The sequence below is a fragment of the Paraburkholderia sp. 35.1 genome (assembly GCF_050436525.1).
GTDB classification, from domain to species: domain Bacteria; phylum Pseudomonadota; class Gammaproteobacteria; order Burkholderiales; family Burkholderiaceae; genus Paraburkholderia; species Paraburkholderia tuberum.
The window spans coordinates 2,118,881-2,138,317 of sequence record NZ_JBNDMJ010000003.1 but is presented as its reverse complement, the minus strand read 5'-3'; the positions used below and the strand labels follow the sequence as shown (position 1 = coordinate 2,138,317).

12 protein-coding genes are annotated in these 19,437 nt (G+C 59.6%); 4 read left to right on the top strand and 8 right to left on the bottom strand.

Annotation, left to right across the window (positions count from 1 at the left end):
• Positions 1–41 precede the first annotated feature (41 nt).
• From OKW27_RS29990 to tnpB (OKW27_RS29970), 5 genes are all read right to left on the bottom strand, one after another.
• On the bottom strand, positions 42–6,293 hold the full coding sequence (locus OKW27_RS29990) for a DEAD/DEAH box helicase (protein WP_429335629.1): 6,252 nt from the start codon (positions 6,291–6,293) through the stop codon (positions 42–44).
• Positions 6,294–6,301: 8 nt separating this feature from the next.
• Positions 6,302–9,799 (bottom strand): STY4851/ECs_5259 family protein, encoded by a 3,498-nt coding sequence (locus OKW27_RS29985; RefSeq protein ID WP_429335628.1) that lies wholly within the window; start codon positions 9,797–9,799, stop codon positions 6,302–6,304.
• Between the two features lie 137 nt (positions 9,800–9,936).
• Complete coding sequence (locus tag OKW27_RS29980; protein ID WP_429336606.1) at positions 9,937–10,530, bottom strand: plasmid pRiA4b ORF-3 family protein; 594 nt, start codon at positions 10,528–10,530, stop codon at positions 9,937–9,939.
• A gap of 2 nt (positions 10,531–10,532) precedes the next feature.
• Complete coding sequence (gene tnpC / locus OKW27_RS29975; RefSeq protein ID WP_429335627.1) at positions 10,533–12,074, bottom strand: IS66 family transposase; 1,542 nt, start codon at positions 12,072–12,074, stop codon at positions 10,533–10,535.
• Between the two features lie 41 nt (positions 12,075–12,115).
• Positions 12,116–12,334 carry an IS66 family insertion sequence element accessory protein TnpB gene (tnpB, locus tag OKW27_RS29970; protein ID WP_429335626.1) on the bottom strand — a complete coding sequence of 73 codons (219 nt, stop codon included), beginning with the start codon at positions 12,332–12,334 and terminating at the stop codon, positions 12,116–12,118.
• Between the two features lie 300 nt (positions 12,335–12,634).
• Here tnpB (OKW27_RS29970) and OKW27_RS29965 point away from each other — a divergent pair, with 300 nt between their 5' ends.
• The 4 genes from OKW27_RS29965 (at position 12,635) to OKW27_RS29950 (ending at position 16,192) form a co-directional block, all read left to right on the top strand.
• Positions 12,635–12,832 (top strand): hypothetical protein, encoded by a 198-nt coding sequence (locus OKW27_RS29965; protein WP_429332308.1) that lies wholly within the window; start codon positions 12,635–12,637, stop codon positions 12,830–12,832.
• Positions 12,810–14,423, top strand: coding sequence for a recombinase family protein (locus OKW27_RS29960; RefSeq protein WP_429335625.1), 1,614 nt, complete (start codon positions 12,810–12,812; stop codon positions 14,421–14,423). The genes OKW27_RS29965 and OKW27_RS29960 overlap by 23 nt, the downstream gene beginning before the upstream one ends.
• Before the next feature lie 35 nt (positions 14,424–14,458).
• Positions 14,459–15,594 (top strand): IS3 family transposase gene (locus OKW27_RS29955; RefSeq protein ID WP_429333642.1). Its coding sequence is split into 2 segments (ribosomal slippage): positions 14,459–14,723 and positions 14,723–15,594, totalling 1,137 coding nucleotides; the frame shifts between segments, so codons are not numbered across the junction.
• Between the two features lie 190 nt (positions 15,595–15,784).
• The gene (locus OKW27_RS29950; RefSeq protein WP_429335624.1) at positions 15,785–16,192 is read left to right on the top strand and encodes a hypothetical protein; all 408 of its coding nucleotides are present in this window, start codon (positions 15,785–15,787) and stop codon (positions 16,190–16,192) included.
• Positions 16,193–16,204: 12 nt separating this feature from the next.
• Here the strand turns inward: OKW27_RS29950 and tnpB (OKW27_RS29945) are convergent, their stop codons facing one another.
• The 3 genes from tnpB (OKW27_RS29945) to OKW27_RS29935 all read right to left on the bottom strand — a co-directional run bounded on the left by tnpB (OKW27_RS29945) (position 16,205) and on the right by OKW27_RS29935 (position 19,385).
• Positions 16,205–16,372 (bottom strand): IS66 family insertion sequence element accessory protein TnpB, encoded by a 168-nt coding sequence (gene tnpB, locus OKW27_RS29945; RefSeq protein WP_429335623.1) that lies wholly within the window; start codon positions 16,370–16,372, stop codon positions 16,205–16,207.
• Positions 16,369–16,782: an IS66-like element accessory protein TnpA gene (tnpA, locus tag OKW27_RS29940; protein WP_429335622.1), complete on the bottom strand. Its 414-nt coding sequence runs from the start codon at positions 16,780–16,782 to the stop codon at positions 16,369–16,371. The genes tnpB (OKW27_RS29945) and tnpA overlap by 4 nt, the downstream gene beginning before the upstream one ends.
• 452 nt (positions 16,783–17,234) lie before the next feature.
• Positions 17,235–19,385 carry a DUF2357 domain-containing protein gene (locus tag OKW27_RS29935; protein ID WP_429335621.1) on the bottom strand — a complete coding sequence of 717 codons (2,151 nt, stop codon included), beginning with the start codon at positions 19,383–19,385 and terminating at the stop codon, positions 17,235–17,237.
• Positions 19,386–19,437: the final 52 nt, after the last annotated feature.

The window sequence follows — 19,437 nt, the reverse complement described above, 5'->3', positions numbered from 1 at the left end:
ATATCCGCACTGGGAACATCACCAGTTCACCGGGGCGATGGCTATTCCGAGACAATGGACAGGAATGTCGGCCACGTTCCGCCATTAACCATATTGGCAAGCTTGTACTGTTCCACCATGCGGCTGCCCTGCGCCTCGACGCTCTCGTTGAAATCGAAGTATGTCTGGTCCCGATATGCCGTCTTCGGCTGCCAGTAGCCAACACCCTGGTCCAGAATAAGTTTTGTCTTCCTGCCTGATGCCCAGGACACGGAGACGACGCGGCTATGCTGCAAATCATAGGGCTTCTCAACCATCGTGACTTGAGGTTCGACAGAAACCATGGTCTGCAGCCATGCGCTCATCAATTCGCGCATGTCTTCCTGACGACTCCAATCATGTTTGATGTGGTTGCTCACCTGGGTGGCCTGAGGGCGGAGAGTCGCTATTTCGAGGCGTCGGAGTTCGCTATTCTTGAATATTGAAAGGAAGCCACCGACCAGCAAGAGCGACCACGGCGACTTGAGATACCGGTCGCTATAAATCACTTCGGTTGCATGGTCGTGTGCCATCAGGTTCGCGAGTGCGGGTATCTTTTCACTGATTAGTCCGCGCAGTCGCGCTGCCAAAGATGACACCGGTCCGTTGAGTTCCGTCACAACCTCGAGGACCGTGACGCCTGATTCACGGATATCCCAGCCAGTAACGTCAATTGGAGTGAGCGGAAAAGTGTTGACCTGACCGGTGGACACCCAGATGCTTCTATCGCTCGTCCCTAGCCAGTTTTCCCCCGGAAGACCTGCGACCTCTGCACCCGTAAAAAGTGTCTGCGCGGTTTCACCACTGCAAACCTGCACGATGGCCGCAACTCCAAAGGCATCGGCTGCGGCATCATGCTGACACACACGCACACCGAGTTTTCCCAGGAAGCTCAGACTGCGCCGGTTCTCCGCTGTGAGAGCCTTAACCGATTGCACGACAAGACGCACGTCAAGCGAGTCCTTCACTTTCCAGGTCAGGACCCTGTCGCGGAACGACGGATGGTCGAGGTCCCACTCCCTCGGGTCGCCTTTCAGTATCAGCTGGATTCCCGTTGCCCCTCTGTTAATGCTTTCGCGAATGAAGCGTTCGGGACTGAACGAACAGTAAGTAGCGCCGGGAATGTTCCGAAACTGGCCCGGTAACTCAAGGTGGTTCAGGAATTCGTTGTCGTCGAGCCATCGCTTTGCGGCATGCCTGTCAAGTTCTTCCTGTTCGACACGGCTGTCGCGGCTTGCAAGACACGAAGAACAGACGTTTTCACATTCCTGAGGACAATCGAGCTTGCGGGCAGCCTGAGCAAGCAGATTTATCACCTGCGGCAATGCGGCCAATACAAATCCGGCTCCTCCACTGACCTGGTCGAAAAGCTGGATGATCGTCCTGACTTTTCCGGTTGCCGTATCCCTGTCGAGCCGGCTTCCGAAACCCATCTCCGTGCTCGCGACGCCAATCTCGTCCGCGATGGCGTCGCGCAAAGCCACGGCCAGGGTGGTTGCGACGATAGATTCTTCCGGGGAGTCCCCAAGCCATTCGCCGGTCGTCGGGCTCCTCAGGACAAGCTCGAGGACGTCGGTCGCGGTATGATAGCCGAGATGAATGTTGGGCTTCACTGCTGCGCCTGAGCAGGTCCTCTCCCGTTGGCTGCCCGTCGCTCCTCCGACCGGGCGATGGAATTTGTCCGGCCGGAGCGACGCGGGAATTTCGCCGTCGTGCGTCATGGATTCCGCACGACCACAGGCGAGACACACGGCATATCCGCTTTCATGCTCGCCAGACGAATGATAAAAGACGCTGCCATTGTGGCCAAAGTGCAGGTACCCGCAGCGGCTGTCCGGCAGTGCCAGCATTTCCCCGTCGAGCTGGATTCGGGGTGCTGCCACCCTGATGAACTTCTGTGTGCTGATGTCGTTCGTTGTCGATTCGTAGAAGTCCGTCACAAAACCTGACGGACGCAGGATGAGCTTCCGTTCGGTCACGGGAACCAGATGGTCGCATCGCGTGCAGCGAATGTTGTCGCTATTGGAGTACGCGTTTTCAGTGACTCCGGCCGTTCCGCAATGACGGCATCGCCAGGCGATGTCGAATTTCTGCGCCTCGTGCCTCGCCCCGCCCGAGTGCCAGTGCAGCCCAATGCCGGCAGAGCGATACACCCGGCCATCAATCACGATTTGGGCGCCGGGCGCGTATTCACGAATCGCGATGCTCAGCCCGCGAGTGGGCTGCTCCTTGGACGTGAAGATGTTATCTTCGCGACTCCTTTCTTCGCGTTGCCGGCTGCGCTCCTTGAAATCCTCAACGTTATAGGTATTCAGATTCACGACGTCGGTCGGAAAACCGTAACCGGGCAGGAAGGCTCGCGCAGCGAGGTCGCGCAGCAGGTACTCGTCCTCATGACGCTTGAGCTCGAACCCGAGTGCTTTCCGGTATGGTGCGTCCACGGCGCAGGCCAGGAGCTCAACCAGCTTGTGATGCTCGGAGCACCATCGGGACTCGATTGGCAGAAGGCTCGCGACGGCATTGTCAATGAGAGAGTTCAGCGAGCGTGCCGCCAGGCTGGTGCCACGCGTGATATCAGCGATGCTTTGGTCTAGGCCCTCGGGGTTACCTTGCATCCAGTCGATGAAACGCGTGCAGGCGGACGGGGCGCCACCAAAGAACCAGTTCAACGTGAGTTTCGTCCGGTCCGTTCCAGTATTGCCCAATGTTCGCAGGAACCGGCCGAGCAGCGCAGCGTTGACGTGCCGCTGTACGATTCGCTCCGAACTGAGCGTGATGCCGGGCGCGGGAATGGCCGTGATGAACGGCCATTTTGGTTCCCGGAATGCCCGCTGGTTGTGCGGGTCGGCCTTGCACAGGGTGTACGCGATTGAACGGGCTTCATTGCGGCGTCCGGCGCGCCCGGCGCGCTGCAGGTAGTTGGCCGGATGCGGAGGGACATTGTTCATCACGACGGCCGAGATACCACCGATGTCGACCCCCATTTCCATTGTGGTCGAGCAGTTCAGCACGTTGATTTTGCCGCGCTTGAACATGTCCTCATAGGTTTCCAGCCGGGTCGAGGACTGCTGCGCCGAGTGCTCGGCCGTGCGGTAATAGAATCCACCCTCCGCAGTCCGGTCGCAAAGGTCGGTCCAGAGGTTCTGTGACCTTAGCTGCTGGACCTGCGGATTGTCCGCGATGAGCCGGCGAACCTGAACCCGCGCAGCCTCGGGATCGCCCCCCGGGGACAGCAGCGAGAAGGTGGGTAGCTGCACCTTTCGGCATCGGTAATCACCCTCACGAAAACGGTCCGGCATATAGGGCGTAAGCGCACGAAACACCGTATCGAACATGCGGTGAGTGAGCGGACACACCCAGGCGGTAGTGGGCAGCGAGAAGGTCAAGGTGTTGAGGTTGAGTGCGTACCCCCCCTCAAACTGCTCGAGTATCGTCGCGCCCACCAGGGCGTTCCATGCCTGCTCGAGAAGATGGTTGATGATGTCCTGGTCATCGGGGCGGCTCCGGTCAAGATTGCACCCCTGCTCGAGCAATTTAACGAGCCGATGCCCCCGGCCTTGCCTGAACTGCGGCCACTTCTTGAAAGTGGCGCTCTCCGCGGCTTCCCGCTTTGATGGCATGAGGACTTTCGAGGTAAACCGTGCACCCATCCATCGCTGCATCGTGGGGTCGAGGCGGATGAACGTATTTTCGCGAACGTGAAAGTCGAGCGCTACCTTGAGAAAATCCCGCCAGTCCTGGAGCGTCAGATTACCGGAGACGGTCTCGCCCGGGAGGGCCGCAGCCTTTCGGTCAAGCCACAAAGCTGGAGCCGAAGTGATGCCGTTGAGACCCCGGTAGCCCACGCGGACTAGGCCTAACGTTTCCGTGCTGTTCTGGTTCTTGGGGCGCCGCGCATATTCGCGGGCAAGCAGCAGACGGGCCATTGGAATGGCACCTTCCTGTCCCTCGAAGAGTTCAGGATTCGCGTACTTGTTGTAGTCGCGAATCGATAGCGAGATGTCTCTTGAGGTTGCAAGTTCCGTGACCATGTCGGACCAGGAAAGTTCGCTGGTCCCGTTTGTGGATACCCCAGACCTGGCCGCCTCCGCCTTCTGGAACAGCTGCGTGGCCATTTCGTTCATGCCCATAGCCTGAAGGCGTCTTGCCTGTTCGGTGAGCTCCTCGTAGCCGACCGTAGGAATATCCTTGGGTTTGACATCGAGCTTCGCCTGGGCGTTACGCAGTATTTCGAATACGAGTCCGCGAAGCCGGGAGCGTTCGGCTTCCTGTTGCATCCGCACTGCCATGCGGGCGGTCCCCTGACGGCTATCGGTGAACGTGATGAGCTTGCGGCCTCGTCCGGGAAGTTCCTCCGGTGACTTTCCCTCGGAATCTTCAGGCATTGGGTCAGGGCAGAATTCGAGGACCGTGGGCACCGCGTTCGCCACATAGAACGGTGCGCCGAGATAGGCCTTGCGAAGCGGCCCGGGAGAGCCGGCGAAGCTTGTTTCACACCCGCTGCAGGTGGCCAGAGACTCCGGAGCAACGATGAGCTCTCTTGTGTGCGATGATGGGAGGGCGCCCACGTTGAGCGTCGAGAGGTCGACCTGCAGCGGGAAATAGGGTTCCCGTTGGGTCACTGCCGGCGCAATGACAAATTTCTCGACGGATTGTCGGTTCGAATGACTGGACGACAGGTCGACATCCGGTTCGTCTTCAGCCGGGCTTTCGTAGCTGAGCGAGAATTCATCGCTTGCGTACGGACTGCGTTGCAGCAGTTGCCCGGCCTGGTCTTCCGCGAGGAGGTGCGGGGTCTTGCACTCGTCACAGAAGGCAAGCTCGTACACCGGAGCATGACACTCACAACGAGAGCGTTGCGTGACATAGACATTACCAAATGGCCACGCTTCAAGCCCCACCGGTTTGGCGCTGCAACGGGCGTCGATGCAGGCCCACAGGCCATGCAGCATGCGCTGGAATAGATGTATGCGCAGCTTGATGAACGGTGGCTCGTCGGCCACACGCCGTGTCCCGCTCATCAGGTCGAGCCACCCAAGCACCTCCTGTTGCCGCTCAGCGAGAGTCTCGCCCATCAGCCTGTTGCCGACGATGTCAACGAGCTCGTTCAGGCCAAGCGGGCGCCCTTTGCTCACAATGCCGTGGCGAAGCGTGCTGGCCACTGGATGATGGGCGAGTACGGAAAAGCGGGCCTCCGATATTTCCTGGCCGGCGTCAACTGAGCATGCCGCTTCATAGCTTCGTGGGTCGGGTGTCCCGGTGCACACGACGTCTGGTACCTTGCGTGAGCCTCCCACCACGACTACCTGTTCCGGGCGCACCCCGGCCAGACTTGCGAGATACTGCTGAAGCCGTTCATTTGCATTGCTGTCGGCAATGGTGGCCGAGGTCGCGACAAAGCGGATTTCTTCGGGGCGCTTTCCGAACGCCTGAACCACGCGTCGCAGCAGCAGTGCGAGTTCAGCCGCCTGGGAGCCGACATAGGTGTGCGCCTCATCCAGGACTATCCAGCGCAGGGACTGCTGTTGTCGTGACAGTTCGAGAATCGGCGCGTCAACTTGTCTGACCAGCATGTATTCAAGCATGGTCGCGTTGGTCATCAGCACAGGCGCCGGCTGTCTGCGCAGTTCCTCACGTGACAAGACTTCGTTGGGCCGTTCATGCTGCAGCTTGCGTACTTCACTGGCACTTTCCACGGTTTTGCCGTTATAGAGGCAAAAGCGGATGTCGGAGCCGGATGGCCGCGTCCAGGCGTGGAGGCGCTCGCGCTGCGAATTGATAAGGGCGTTTAGTGGGTAGAGGAAAAGCGCGCGTACGCCAACGAGTGGTTGTCCTGTCCTTTCGCGTTCACGGACTAGGTCCTCTAGTATGGGCACCATGAAGCACTCTGTCTTTCCGGAGCCCGTCCCGCTCGTGATAACTGCGGATTTGGGTGTGGGTGCCAGAAGTGTTTCCCATGCCTTCAACTGATGGACGTAAGGATGAGCGTTCGCTGCGAAGCGGTAGGTCCCCTCTGCAGTATGGAGCGTATCGAGCAGACTTGCGGACAGCAGATTTCCCCTCAGGTCATTCAGCGTCGTTTCCTCGACTTCCTGCCATCCAAAGGTATGTTCGAAAACGGGCGGTGCCAGAAAACACCCGTCGGAGCCAAGCTCGCCGTTCATCTGGGTGCCAAGATGCCGTCGCAGATTCTCGTCGTTGATACCGAGAACGCTCAGCGTGGCCTCCCGGGTACGATTCAGACTTTGTTCAATAAGGTTGGTAAAATACTTCATTCGCTTCCTCAGGCCCGTGCAGATGCGAGTAGATAGGAGACCATCATTCCGTGAACCGGGGTATACCAGTTGCTCCGGTCAAAATCGGAAACCATCTTGATGGCGAACTTCACATATGAACGTCTCTCCTTGAGCTCTTCGATATGTGCCATCCCGGCCGTGACGTGGGCCATGAATATTGGTAGGTAGGTCACGGCGTCTGTAAATTCGACCATCGATAGGTTGATTATCTGGTTTGGTAGCGGCTGCTTCCTTATCCATTCCTTGAGCGGAAAACCCAGGTCAATTGGCCAGCGGTTGTTGCCCTCGTGGGTTCGGCGCAGTTGCTGGTACCAGTCCGGCAGGATGAATTCAACCGGAAGCCTGGGCAGGCTGGTCGGGTCAGCGGTTTCCAGATAATTGCCGACTTCCTTGAAGCCCGACACGACGGCAGGGAGCATGGCCCGGCGATTCCTGAGCAAACTATCCAGCAGAATTTCGGGAACACCCTGCCGAACGAGCCAATCGCGAAACCGGGCATAGGCGGTTGCCCAACCTGGCAGCGGGATGCATTCCCATATCACCGCGAGCTCGTCACGGATGCGCTCGCAGAACACTTCGTCGAACTCGAGTCGGAATACAGCAGTTGCAAGTGCTGACGGGTTGCGTGACAGCGCCAGCCAGGATTCGAACACGGAAAGGGGAAGATGACGGTAGTGCTGCCGGAGGTCGGCGAGATACTGCCAGCCGCTGTGGTCCAAGTCCGTTGCCATATCGGCTATCTGCCGATTGATGGCATCTGGCTGGCTTACGGGGTGAAAAACACGCGCAGCGGTATGGAGTGAGTGGATTTCGGCTGGGATGTCGGTGCCGGACATCTGTTCAGGTACGTAGAGTACGGGGCGGAACTGCGTTGATGAGCCGGTTGCGGGATAGATGAGCCACGGTCCGTCGCGGTGCATCGATAGTGGCGTCCGGAACCGTCCGGTACCTGCTCCTTCACTGGTCATTTCAGAAATGTCGACGTGTGCCTGTTTCGGGTCGGTGAGGAGCATCGCCTCGACGGTCACCTCCGTATGCAGCGGGCCACCAGTCGGGTTCATCAGGCTGAACGTGTCCTTGTCTTCCCATCGAATGGCGCCGTTATAGCGCCGGACGTCGAAGCGCAGGAGTGGTTGATTCGTCTCCACCGTGACGCGCAGATAGGCATCCTGGTCGTCGACCGCGCCGAGTATCTGTAGCATGTCCGCCTGATAGCTGAAGAGGCTGAGTAGCACTGGCGTGTTGCCGGCCGTGACAAAATAGTGGCGGGCACATCGACCTTCCCGGCTCGCCAGTTCAAGGCGCAGGCAGAATTCGGTACCATTCGACGCCGAAGTGCCCAGTGCAATGCGAAGGCCCAGAAGTTCTGCAAGCGTAAAGTTGCGCCGAGAAATTGCTGCACCATCGGAACCCAGTAGCCGGGCGCCCTGGTACGGATACGCCAGCCTGAGCTGAATCGGGTCGCTTCCGGAACTTGTGCGTCCCCTGACTTCAAGCGTCAGGAATGACGGTGGCTCATTACCCAATGGTTCGAGCGTGATAACGGTGTCCTGGTCGCCGACCTCGACACGGCTCTTGATTGTGCTATCAATAACCTGCAGGCCGAGCGGACGCGCGTTCTTCAACACAAGGCGGGCGGGTTTGCTGGGTGAGGCGGGAAAAGCCTGAATCGCGAAACCGGCGGGAAGCACGCCAAAGCGTCGCTGGAGCAGAACCTCACCAAGTGCATTTCTTGCGATATAACGGATACCACCCAGCGGTTCACCGCCATTTATGCGCGAGAGCGGCTGGCGATTTGCAACCTCCCGGATTCGCGCCCGGGATTCCGCGGCATCCGCAGAGGCGTCCAGCCGGGGCCAGCCCAGGTACACCACCTGCGGTACCGACACAAAATACGCTATGTTGCCCTTCAGGACCGGCTGACCGTTTCGCTCCGGGTTGGTTCTCAGCCTGATTGTGTAGCGGTCGCCCGTATCTGAAGTGAGCTGCAGGTTATCGGATGTTTCAAGCCAGAGTGTGCCCTCTGCGCTCCTCTGAACGTTGACGGCGCCATCACACGAATAACTGAATCGTCCCGGAAGGTGTACGCGCACGCGGCCGCTGGTGGTTGAACACGACGCGCTGGCAATGAACCACCATTCATCGCCAATGCATTCGAAGACGAGGGGAAGTTCCTGCTCGTCGAGCGCGCCTTGCTCAAAGCGGACGATGTAGGCGGACCTGCCGTTTGCAAGCAGCCGCAGTGTGAGCTCGTCGCATGGCCGCGACCGGTCAATTGAAAGCTGGGTGCGAAGGAAGCGTACCGACAGGGCGGACTGGTCAATGCTTTGGTGGCCATACGCGCTGCCGGCTCTTGCGAGGAGCCGTTCGCCCTCGAAAAAGACCAGTTCAAAGCGTGTCGTATTGGCGATAAGGGAGTCGACGGGAAACTGTGCCTCGCGCGGAATTGTTACCTCGGTGCGGATACGCCAGCTATGCAACTGCTCGACCAGGCGGTGTGCGCACGAGAATGTGCCAGCCTCTGCGCGTTCAGCCTCGCGTTCCGCCCGGCGACGGCTTGCGTCGCGGAGCCAGTCGCTAATCAGGCGGCGCGCGTTATCCTCGTCCAGAGGCAGCGGAAAGTCGCGCCACCAGTGCGGTGCGACCTCGTCCAGATATTGCGCGGGGTCGGCTTTTCCCCGGAGCTCATACTGCGTGGCCAGAAACATCAGCTGCTCGACGATACCGGCGAGGAGCTGCCGCGCCTCAAGGGTGCGGAATGTCTGCGGAAGCTCGTGCTCGAAGTCAGCCAGCACATCGGCAGTCGTACGGAGCCCGCCTTCCGTCCGGTAAAAGAACTTGAGGCCCTTTCGAACGACGCGACCGAAACCGTGGGACTCGCTTTGCACTAGGGGCCATGGTAGTCCGCCCTCCGTGAACAGGGAGCCGAGGAGGTTGTCCCTGCCACCCAGATATTGTCGAATCGGGCGTTTCCAGTAATGGCTAAGCCCCTGTCGCGCCAGTTCGCCGTGCTGCTGGGGCGTAAACCTGCAGTTCAGACGGTTTTCGAAACGGGCCCAGGCCCATCCGCCGTCTTTCGCGTCGTACTCACGCCGGAAACTTTCGGCCACAAAGAGGCAAAATGCTGCTGCCCACGAAAGGCCGTACGTTGGGTGCACGGCATGCGACCGGTGGTCGCGCAGGATTTTCTCAAGCTCGCGATACTCATCAGGCGTGACCTGGTAGCGGTATAACGGCCAACCGGGAGGCTCCCTTAAAATCTCCCGGACGAACAGAAATTCCGTCAGCCACGCTCGAATGGGTGACACTGCTCTCGATATCTGCGACATACCTTCGACCCCTCGTTTCCTCCCGCTCTTGTGGTCGTGAAAACCAAATATGCGGATATTGTCTTTCTCTGACGTCGCGAGCAGCGTTTTGCTCGTTACGCGTGCGGAGGTTTGCCCGCATGCAGCACGCATACTGCGACAGCTCAACGCGGCCATATGCCCGCTGCATCAGCGTGCCCATGACCTTCATTCACTGATATTGTACGACGCGTTTTGCCAGTGGCGCGCGGGCATTCCGTGTGTTCATATTCGCTACATACTGCGTAAGCGACATTTGGCGGCCGTCTTGACGATCAGAATTTGATCTCGAAGAGGCGTTCGTTGACGTCCGGAAGGTCAAAGGCAGAGGGATCGAAACTGCCGCCACACCAGTCGAGTAACCGCTGGTGTTCTTCATGAGCAGGATCGATGATCGCGTCGAGGAACTCGACGTAGCCGGGTACGCCGCCAACATCTTCCGGCGGACAGGCATTGCGGCCGTCCAGGCAGATGGGCGAGCGCAACTCGGGATCAGGCGGCAGGACCTTCTCGAGCTTCACACGATGCTGCCAGTTGTCACCGTAATCGTAGATATAGGTGAATGACTTCAGTGCACCGAGCGCACGGCCCAGGGTCACCCGTGCTTCGTTGAGCATCGGCGGGTCACTCGGGAAGTCCGGATCGGGCACACCGTAGTTGATGTCGCCGAACACGAATTCGTGCAGGTGGCCGCCATCCCAGCCCATCGCCCACAGCAGCACGCCATGCAGCTTCGGCAGCTTGATAGAGGCAGGGACCAGCACCCGTCTCCAGACCGCCGGCTTCAGATACTTCAGCTCGATGTGCAGCTGGTAGACCGGTACCGGTGAATTGACCGCGCGCAACGCGGGTTTGCGAGTCGATGCCATCGTCATGCCGCCTGCTGGACCGGTTGCTCCATCGGCATCAAACGCCACGGCAGCAACTCGTCGATCCGGTTGATGGGATGTTCGGCGATGCGCTCGAACACCGTGCGCAGGTATGCATACGGTTCGATGCCATTCAGGCGTGCCGTACCGATCAAACTGTAGATGACCGCGGCACTCTGTCCACCGCCATCAGAACCTGCGAACAGATAGTTGCGCCTGCCCAGAACCAGCGGCCTGATCGATCGCTCCGCGGTGTTGTTATCTATCTCGATGCGCCCGTCTTCACAGTAGCGCACCAGCGCGTGCCAGTTCCCCAGCGCATACCGGATGGCCTTGCCAAGGCCCGACTTCGCCGAGACCTGCGCGAACGTATGTTCCAGCCAGTCCTTCAGTGTGCCTGCGAGCGGCAATGCCCGCGCCATGCGCACGGACTGCCGGACCTCCGGCTTGCGGCCGCGCACCTCGCGCTCGATGGCATACAGGGCCGCGATACGGCTGAGTGCCTCCTGCGCCACTGGCGAACGCTCCAGTTCGTACAGGTCGTAGAACTTGCGCCGCACATGCGCCCAGCATGCTGCCTCGATGATCGTGCCATCGCGGTACAGCGCATCGTAGCCACTAAAGGCATCTGCCTGCAGGATGCCCGACCAGCCCTGCAGATGCGTACGAGGTCGCTCTCCCTTGCGGTCGGGCGAGTACTGGTACCAGACTGCCGGGGGTGCCCGGCTGCCCGCCGGCCGGTCATCGCGTACATACGTCCACAAGCGTGCCGTACGTGTCTTGCCGCGTCCGGGTTCCAGCACCGGGACGGGCGTGTCATCCGTATGGATTTTCTGCGCCTCACGCACATACCGGCCAACGGCATCCGCCAGCGGCTGCAGCAGTGCGGCGCACTCGCGAACCCACGAGGCCAGCGTGGCACGGTCGAGTTCAATGCCGGCACGGCGATAGATTCCTGCCTGCCGGTATAACGGCATATGGTCAGCGTACTTGGCGACCATCACCTGTGCCAGCAGGCCGGCTGCGGCCATGCCGCGTGCGATCGGGCGCGACGGCGCCGCCTCCTGGACGACCTTCGCACAACGGCTGCAGCTCAGCCTGGGGCGCACATGGCGGATCACCCGGAAGTACCCCGGCACGTAGTCCAGCATCTCGGAGGCGTCTTCACCCAGCTTGCGCAGTCGGCCACCGCATTCGGGGCAGTCGCAGCCCTGTGGCCTGTGCTCCACCACCTCGCGTGGCACGTGCGCAGGGAATTCGCGCGAGCGGCGGCGCAGTGGAACCACCCGCGCTGTCGTGTCTGCGGATTCATCCGACGCCGCTTCTGGCGCCGATGCCGGCACGGCACCCTGTGGCGGCAGTGTCCCGTCACCCAGTGCGAGCTGCAATTGTCCCGTCAGTTCTGCCATGCGTTCCGACGAGCGCCCGTACTGCCAGCGCTTCAGACGCGAGATCTCGGCGAGCAGGCGCGCGATGGTTTCTTCGCGCGAAACAAGCATGCGCTTGAGTGTGTCGATGTCGTCGGGGAGTCGGTTGACTGGCATGTCTGGGAGTTTACCAGGCACATTCAGAAGTGGGAGCAAATTTACGCGGCGCATGTGGGATTCCACGTCCGTTCGGGGCGTCGCCAGTCGATGCCTTCGAGCAGCATCGACAGTTGTGCCGCCGACAGATGGATGGATCCCGCGTCGGCCTGCGGCCAGATAAAACGGCCTCGCTCCAGGCGCTTGACGTACAGGTTCATTCCATCGCCACTCCACCACAGCAGCTTGACCAGATCGCCAAGCCGCACGACATTCAACATACCGATCGCAAATCGTTGTGATCGCATACCGCTGGCACCCGGCCTATGCCCAGGAATATCGGCTGGTCCGTCGTACGGGGCGCCGCGGAAATCAGATGGTCCACCTCGACGTTCCGCAACAGATCTCACGCGAATTGCCAGCGTGGATGCTCGATGCGTCGATATGCTCGGCAATGTCGCTCGGCAAGCCGCAAGTGAGCGCAGAAGCGCTCGCGCTCCTGTGCAGCATCCTGTCTGATCGAAGGCGTCACTCCGCCACAGGAGGATCATCGAAACCTCTGTCAACGGAGGGCAATTCTGATGAAACGACCGCAAAGAGAACCGGGCGTACAACTTCCGCTGGAACTGCACCTGGATCCAACCTTCAACGCAGCCATCGTGGGGAATCGACGGGAGGAAGTGATCGAAGCGCTCGCAGCACTTCTGCTGGAAGCGCTGGGCAGACCGGTAAGCACAAACGACCCAGGAGATCGCGATGAGCCAGAAGATTTCCGCTGAGCATCTTTGCCGCGGTGCAGTCGTTTATGTCCGGCAGTCAACCATGAGCCAGGTGGTGGAGCACACGGAGAGCCAGAATCGTCAGTACGCGCTCGCCGAATCTGCGCGAGCCATGGGCTTTGCTCCAGTAACAACCATCGACGATGATCTTGGACGTTCGGGGTCCGGCAGTGTCGAGCGGCCTGGTTTCCAGAAGCTGGTCGCGTCAGTGTGCGCAGGATCCGTCGGCGCCGTGTTCTGTCTCGAGGCTTCACGACTTGCACGCAACGGCCGCGATTGGCACCATCTCATTGATCTTTGCGCACTGGTCGGCACGGTCGTGGTTGATCACGACGGTATTTATGACCCCAGGCTGGTCAACGATCGACTCCTGCTTGGACTCAAAGGAACGATGTCGGAGTACGAACTCAGTCTGCTGCGGCAGCGCGGCATTGCCGCCCGGGATTCGAAGGCCCGGCGTGGGGAATTGCGCTTTGCGCTACCTCCCGGCTATTGCTGGAACGAGCTCGGGCAGATAGAGATGGATCCAGACGAACGGGTTGCCGAGTCCATCCGGGTGCTATTCCGTAAGTTTCGCGAACTCGGCAGTGCCCGTCAGGTGCTGCTATGGGCCATACAATCCGACGTGAAGCTGCCCGTAACACGGCACGGCCCTGCTGGCATCCGGATCGAATGGAGCCGGCCTGCATATCACACGGTAGTCCAGATCCTGGAACATCCGGTCTATGCTGGGGCCTATGTGTTTGGAAGGACGACCCAACGCACTGCCGTCGTCGACGGACGGGCTCGTAAGACTGAAGGCCACTCCAAGCCGATGAAGGAATGGAGCGTCCTGTTGCGGGACCATCACCCCGGGTATATCACGTGGGATCAGTTCGAGGAACATCAAAGGATGATTGCCGAGAACACACACATGAAGAAGCGGGCCTCCCGCCGATCTTCGCGCGGCGGGCGGGCCTTGCTGACTGGCCTTGCGCGATGTGGCCGATGCGGTCGAATGATGCGAGTCAACTACGGTATGAGAGCCGGTCACGCGCATCGCTACTATTGCCGCGGCGACGAGGCACATGTCGGAGCGATTCTCTGTATCGGAATCGGTGGAGTACGTGTCGACAAAGCAGTGGCGGCCGCAATTCTCGAAGTGGTTTCGGAGCACGCGGTGGAAGCGGCCATTCGTGCTGCACAGCAAACATCGCGCGCAGATGACGATGTGCGTCGCGCGTTGGCCTGCGAGCTCGAGGAAGCGCGCTACGATGCATCTCTCGCCGCACGCCGGTATGAGGTTGTAGATCCGACGAAGCGGCTGGTCGCACGCGAGCTTGAAGCGCGCTGGAACGCGGCCCTTGAGCGTGTCGCCCACCTTGAGGAGCGCGCAGCGCTTCTGGACCGCGAAGTTGCAGGCCGACCCGCGATCGACCAGGCACAGCTGATGACGCTTGCGCACGATCTTCCAGCGACGTGGAATGCGCCAGGCACCGACATGCGGACAAAGCAGCGGCTGACGCGTATTCTCATTCAGGAAGTCGTGATTGATCTGAGAGGTGGCGCCGAGAATTCGGACAGTTCGTTGAGTGGAAAAGCTGGGGCGTGAGTCGGTCATAATGGCCGGCGACAAGGAACCAGAAGATGACGAAACGAAACCGACGGACACACTCACCGGCGTTCAAGGCAAAGGTGGCACTCGCGGCGCTTAAGGGCGACAAGACGCTGGCAGAACTGGCCCAGCAGTTTGATGTCCATCCAAACCAGATCACGGACTGGAAGAAGCAACTGCAGGAGCGGGTTGCCGATGTGTTCGAAGCGGGCAACGCGGCGTCGGCGGCACCGCCCGTTGACGTGAAGGTGCTGCACGCGAAGATTGGGCAGTTGACGCTGGAGAACGATTTTTTAGAAAGCGCGCTCAGCAAGGCGGGACTGCTGGGCGTAAGGCGATGATCGATCGTGATCACGCCCTGCCGATGACACAGCAGGCCCGGCTGGTAGGCATCAGCCGGTCGAGCGTCTATTACCGATCGCGTGGCGTCAGCGAAGCGGATCTGAAATTGATGCGCCGGATTGACGAGCTTCACCTTGAGCATCCATTTGCAGGGGCGCGAATGCTGGCACGGCTGCTGCGTCGCGAAGGCATCAAGGTCGGACGCAGGCACGTCGGCACCCTGATGAAGCGCATGGGCATCGAGGCGTTGTATCGCAAGCCCAACACGAGCCGCAAGCATGCGGCCCACAGGATCTGGCCGTACCTGCTGCGCAACAGGAAGATCGATCGGGCCAATCAGGTCTGGGCACTCGATACGAGCTACATCCCGATGGCGCGCGGCTTCGTTTATCTGACAGCCGTAGTGGACTGGGCGAGCCGTCGGGTGCTGGCACACCGGGTGGCGATCACACTGGAGAGTTGCCATGCTGTCGAGGCGCTGGAGGAAGCGTTTGCGAAATACGGGCTGCCTGAGATCGTCAACACGGATCAAGGCAGCCAGTTCACCGCAACCGAATTCACCGACGCGGTACTCAGCCGGAACGTTCTTCTGTCCATGGATGGAAAGGGTGCCTGGCGTGACAATGTGTTCGTCGAACGGGTGTGGCGCAGCGTCAAATATGAAGAGGTTTATCTGAAAGCATATGACTCGGTCAGCCACGCCCGCCGCTCAATCGGCAATTACCTGAACTGGTATAACCAGAACCGGCCTCATTCGAAGCTCGCCGACCAGACACCGGATGAAGCATACTTCGCGACGCTGCCAGCGATAAAATCGGCAGCTTGACTGCCTCAGCGATTCCACTTAAAAACTCGCAGATCCTGTCTGAACGAACGAGGCCACCTCTCTGGACGACATCACGAATGAAGCGGTCGCAACCGTTCATTGGACGGGTGGTCGGCACACTGAGCTGCGCGTCGCACGGGTAAATGTTGGTCGATATCCATCCAGCCAACACTTCAGTGCTGTTGAGGTCATGCGCAAGCTCGGTGGGCAGTGGCCGGACAGGGAGCTTGCGGTGACCATGAACCGCATGCGATGCAAATCGCCAGACGGCAAGACCTGGACCACGGTCCGTGTTACCGAACTGCGCGAACGGCTAGGAATTGCGCCATTCGATCCGAGGGCATCGCATGTGGAGACGATCAGCGTGGAAGAGGCCTCACGACGACTGGGAATCTACGGGAGCTCGATCCACCGCCTGATACGTGAGGGAATACTGCCGGCGACCCAGCTCATGCCCTCGGCGCCCTGGCAGGTTCCTGTTGCTGCACTCGATTCCGAAGCCGTCAGGGAAGGTGTACGGGCTATCAAGGAACGGCGCCCACCTCACTTCAAGGCCCGACAGGAAGCAGATAAGTCACTCAAACTGCCCGGCTTTTAACCAAAGGATGCACTATGTCACGAGACTCCCCCGGCGACCACGGAAGGCGAACACGTGGCCCGAGAACGGGTCTTGCTCAAGCGCCATCTGCGCCAGTGCAGCCAGACCATCCATGCCACGGCGCATGTCGGTGACGCCTGCAGCGAGCCAGATGCGGGTGCCGGTCGGTAGCGCAATCATGCCGGCCTCAGGCAATGCAGCACCAGACGCAACTGGGCCGCGTCTACCTTCCCGTTCACGCGCACGCGTGCGCCATTGAGCTCGATCTCGATCCCTGAAGTCACGGCTTCCTGCGCGCGCAATGGCAATTGCGCTGTCGGCCCCGGTAGTGACGAAACCGCCATCGGATCATCCGGCGATATCGACACCGGAACGAACACGGCCGTCTCGCTCGCCGTCCTGTTGTCCAGCAGACCGGCCCGGTACTGCCTGCGCCACTTGAACACCATGTTCTGATTCAGACCGTGCGACTGCGCGAGCTTCGCCACCGAGATGCCCGGCTCGCACGCGGCTATCGCAACTTCACGCCGGAATTCAGGTGCGTAATTCGGTCGCCCCTTGCGGCTCCCGGCACTGTCGATTTCTGTCATCAAAGTGGTCCCCACTACTCGAAGTGATGGACATCACTTTGGACTCACGCGAGTACCCTGTCGATGCGGCCTCGAAATGACGCTTACCATACTGCCACAGGCACGGTCACAAAATCGTACACGCACTTCGCAACCGGTTGCCGGCGCAAATCGGATTTGGGTCGCTCTGTATAAAGCAATCTATCCGGAGCAAATCCAGTTCAGCTCAACGGTTGGCGAGGGTATCGACCTTCAGGAGCAATGCAGCGCACTGATCCACGTCGATCTGCCGTGGACCCCGATTCCGCTGCATCAACGGGTCGGCCTGTTTCTCATCTCTCAACATAATGCCGACCTGTTGGGGAAGCCTGTCCCCTCGGCCATGCGATAGCCTGCGCGACCTGGGTGTCGAAATTGATCCATATTGCGCAGGCTCGTCCATGAGTGAGAGAAAATCAAGCATGTCAAAACAATCACTCACCGTGAGTAAGCGACCGCACCTCGCCCCATAACGCGCTGGCGGGTTCGCCGTACGCCAACCCGAGACTCCGAACATACGCGTCAATCGAGTATGGAGAGAGTCCTCGTGTCCACGGAGCCTGCTCAAACCACTGCAACTGCACGCACCAGTAGTTTCCACGCGGCTCCGGATAATCCATCGCAGCCATCCCAGCTGTCGAAATTTCTTCTGCATCGGAGACAATGCGCGCAAGTCCAACCTCACCCAAGGCCGGACAATAGAGGAGTAGCAATTGGCTTTGCAGCAGTGCCGCACCAGCGTGAACGCCACCACGTCTTCCTTCGGCTCTGACGTTGTATACCTTACGATCACGAATCCAATTCCAGTGCTCGCGGCTCTTCACAAATGCCAAGAGTACGGTTGTATCTGGCAATGGTGCAAGCGCACGAGTCGGTTGACCAGGAAGCAACTGTCCATATGCATCTTCTAGCCAGTACCGGCTGCGCTCATGCTTCGTCAGGCGGGTCGCAACATGATCCAGCACGTTGCTGATGAATCGCCTTAGCGACAACGCACCGCTCGCGAGACCGGTCTCAGTCGGTCGCAATACGAAGGCTCCTAACCCTGGGAGAAGCTCATGGTATTCCGGATACTGGAGACCGCTCTCTTCCTTGTCACCCCCGGGATACAGCACATACGCACCTGCCGTTCGATGAATCGCATCACGGTAAGCATGCATCTTCAGTAAGTCCGCCCTCAAGGCCCCCCCACGCTCTAGTCTCTCCGGTGTCCGGACGGGGTCAACGACCCCCTCATAGTCATCCGAGCCAAATATCTCTTTGACGAAATCCACCCGATACTTCGCATCAAAATGCAGCGCAATTGGTTCGAATGTGGCGGGTTCTCCGTTAGCCGGGCTGATCAATAGAGAATAGTCCGGACGCATTGGCTTACTCCATGATGCATTGCGCGATGTACCGCGGCGATAGGTTCGATTGAAGCAAAGCTCTACTGTCATGCGCCGGTCGAAGCGTTCGACTGTCCCAGTTAGAACCGTTTCCACACCGGTTCGGATTCCAACTGTCAGACCGTCCGGCCGAGATCGCACCAGCGGGCTCATATCAAACGTCTGTCCAACCAACTCACCCACTAATTGCGACAGCTGAATGAATGCCCAGTATTCGTAGAGCGTTGCGACATCGCGCTGGCCCGCGCCAAAATCCTCAGGCGAAGACTGCCAGGAAAGACGAGCCGCAAACTCGGTCTCAACATAGGCTTTAAAGATATCTCTGTAGCCCTCGCGCTTTTGAAGCACTTGGTCATCGGCAGGGAATCTTGTAAGCGCACCAACTTCAGCAAACACGTCGTGGTGAAGTACTTCCTCCAGCTGCGACGCTACAGCTGCGATTTCGCGGCGTCCACGAGTCGTAGCGGGTGTTGTCCGGGCCTCGACGAGACCTCGGTCAATATCGCCCAGCATTTGGCGCCAGTGTTCCAGGGCAAACTTGACGAAGCGATTCGGGACTGTATCGTGTGTTGCCTCGGTCCGCTTGCGCTCCAAGTGAGACGGGACGGATGCGATCACGCCTCCCGGCCAAGCCGACCGCGCCCCACATTTTGCGAACTGTCGAAGTACACATGAGTCCGCTCGTATTCCTGCGCCGGGTCGCACCGTCTCACTCGTCGTTTCCCATGCAGTGTGTGGGCGGCCGATGACTTCGCTAAGCGCACCTTGAAAGTTCTCGCTTTCCAACATGGCCCTCAGAAACGTGAAACGCTGATAGAGCGTAACCGCATCGCGAGTATCATCGAGTTTAAAATGCGCGTCGCTAACCGCAAAACGGTCCATCACAAGCTCCGTCATGCGTTCCGCGATGTCACGTAGCATCCAGCGGTATTCTGATAGGTAGGAAAGCTTGCGAGACCGGACTTCAAGCTCTAGATGACCGAGGGTGTTGGTCCCGGCGCGTAGCGCGACGCGCACTGTGCCTGTCGCCAATCCAGGGCGTAGGCGGCCAGACTTGCCCTCGGCCGTATCTGGTTGAAAAACTTCCTCGGGATCTGCGATTAGGTTGCCAACGTCCGCTTGCACGTCCTCCCAGGCATATCGATACTCCATGCCCTCCAACAGCTCGACAGCATCCACGGAGTTATTCGAGGCCATGATACTGCTCGAGAACCAAAGCGCGGGACTCAGAGATGCGCTCCTACTCGGC

Bases quoted from the DNA above. Each gene is read 5' to 3' on its own strand.
- OKW27_RS29990 (WP_429335629.1), bottom strand. From the start codon at position 6,293: ATGAAGTATTTTACCAACCTTATTGAACAAAGTCTGAATCGTACCCGG.
- OKW27_RS29985 (WP_429335628.1), bottom strand. From the start codon at position 9,799: ATGGCCGCGTTGAGCTGTCGCAGTATGCGTGCTGCATGCGGGCAAACC.
- OKW27_RS29980 (WP_429336606.1), bottom strand. From the start codon at position 10,530: ATGGCATCGACTCGCAAACCCGCGTTGCGCGCGGTCAATTCACCGGTA.
- tnpC (WP_429335627.1), bottom strand. From the start codon at position 12,074: ATGCCAGTCAACCGACTCCCCGACGACATCGACACACTCAAGCGCATG.
- tnpB (WP_429335626.1), bottom strand. From the start codon at position 12,334: ATGTTGAATGTCGTGCGGCTTGGCGATCTGGTCAAGCTGCTGTGGTGG.
- OKW27_RS29965 (WP_429332308.1), top strand. From the start codon at position 12,635: ATGAAACGACCGCAAAGAGAACCGGGCGTACAACTTCCGCTGGAACTG.
- OKW27_RS29960 (WP_429335625.1), top strand. From the start codon at position 12,810: ATGAGCCAGAAGATTTCCGCTGAGCATCTTTGCCGCGGTGCAGTCGTT.
- OKW27_RS29950 (WP_429335624.1), top strand. From the start codon at position 15,785: ATGCGCAAGCTCGGTGGGCAGTGGCCGGACAGGGAGCTTGCGGTGACC.
- tnpB (WP_429335623.1), bottom strand. From the start codon at position 16,372: ATGATTGCGCTACCGACCGGCACCCGCATCTGGCTCGCTGCAGGCGTC.
- tnpA (WP_429335622.1), bottom strand. From the start codon at position 16,782: ATGACAGAAATCGACAGTGCCGGGAGCCGCAAGGGGCGACCGAATTAC.
- OKW27_RS29935 (WP_429335621.1), bottom strand. From the start codon at position 19,385: ATGGCCTCGAATAACTCCGTGGATGCTGTCGAGCTGTTGGAGGGCATG.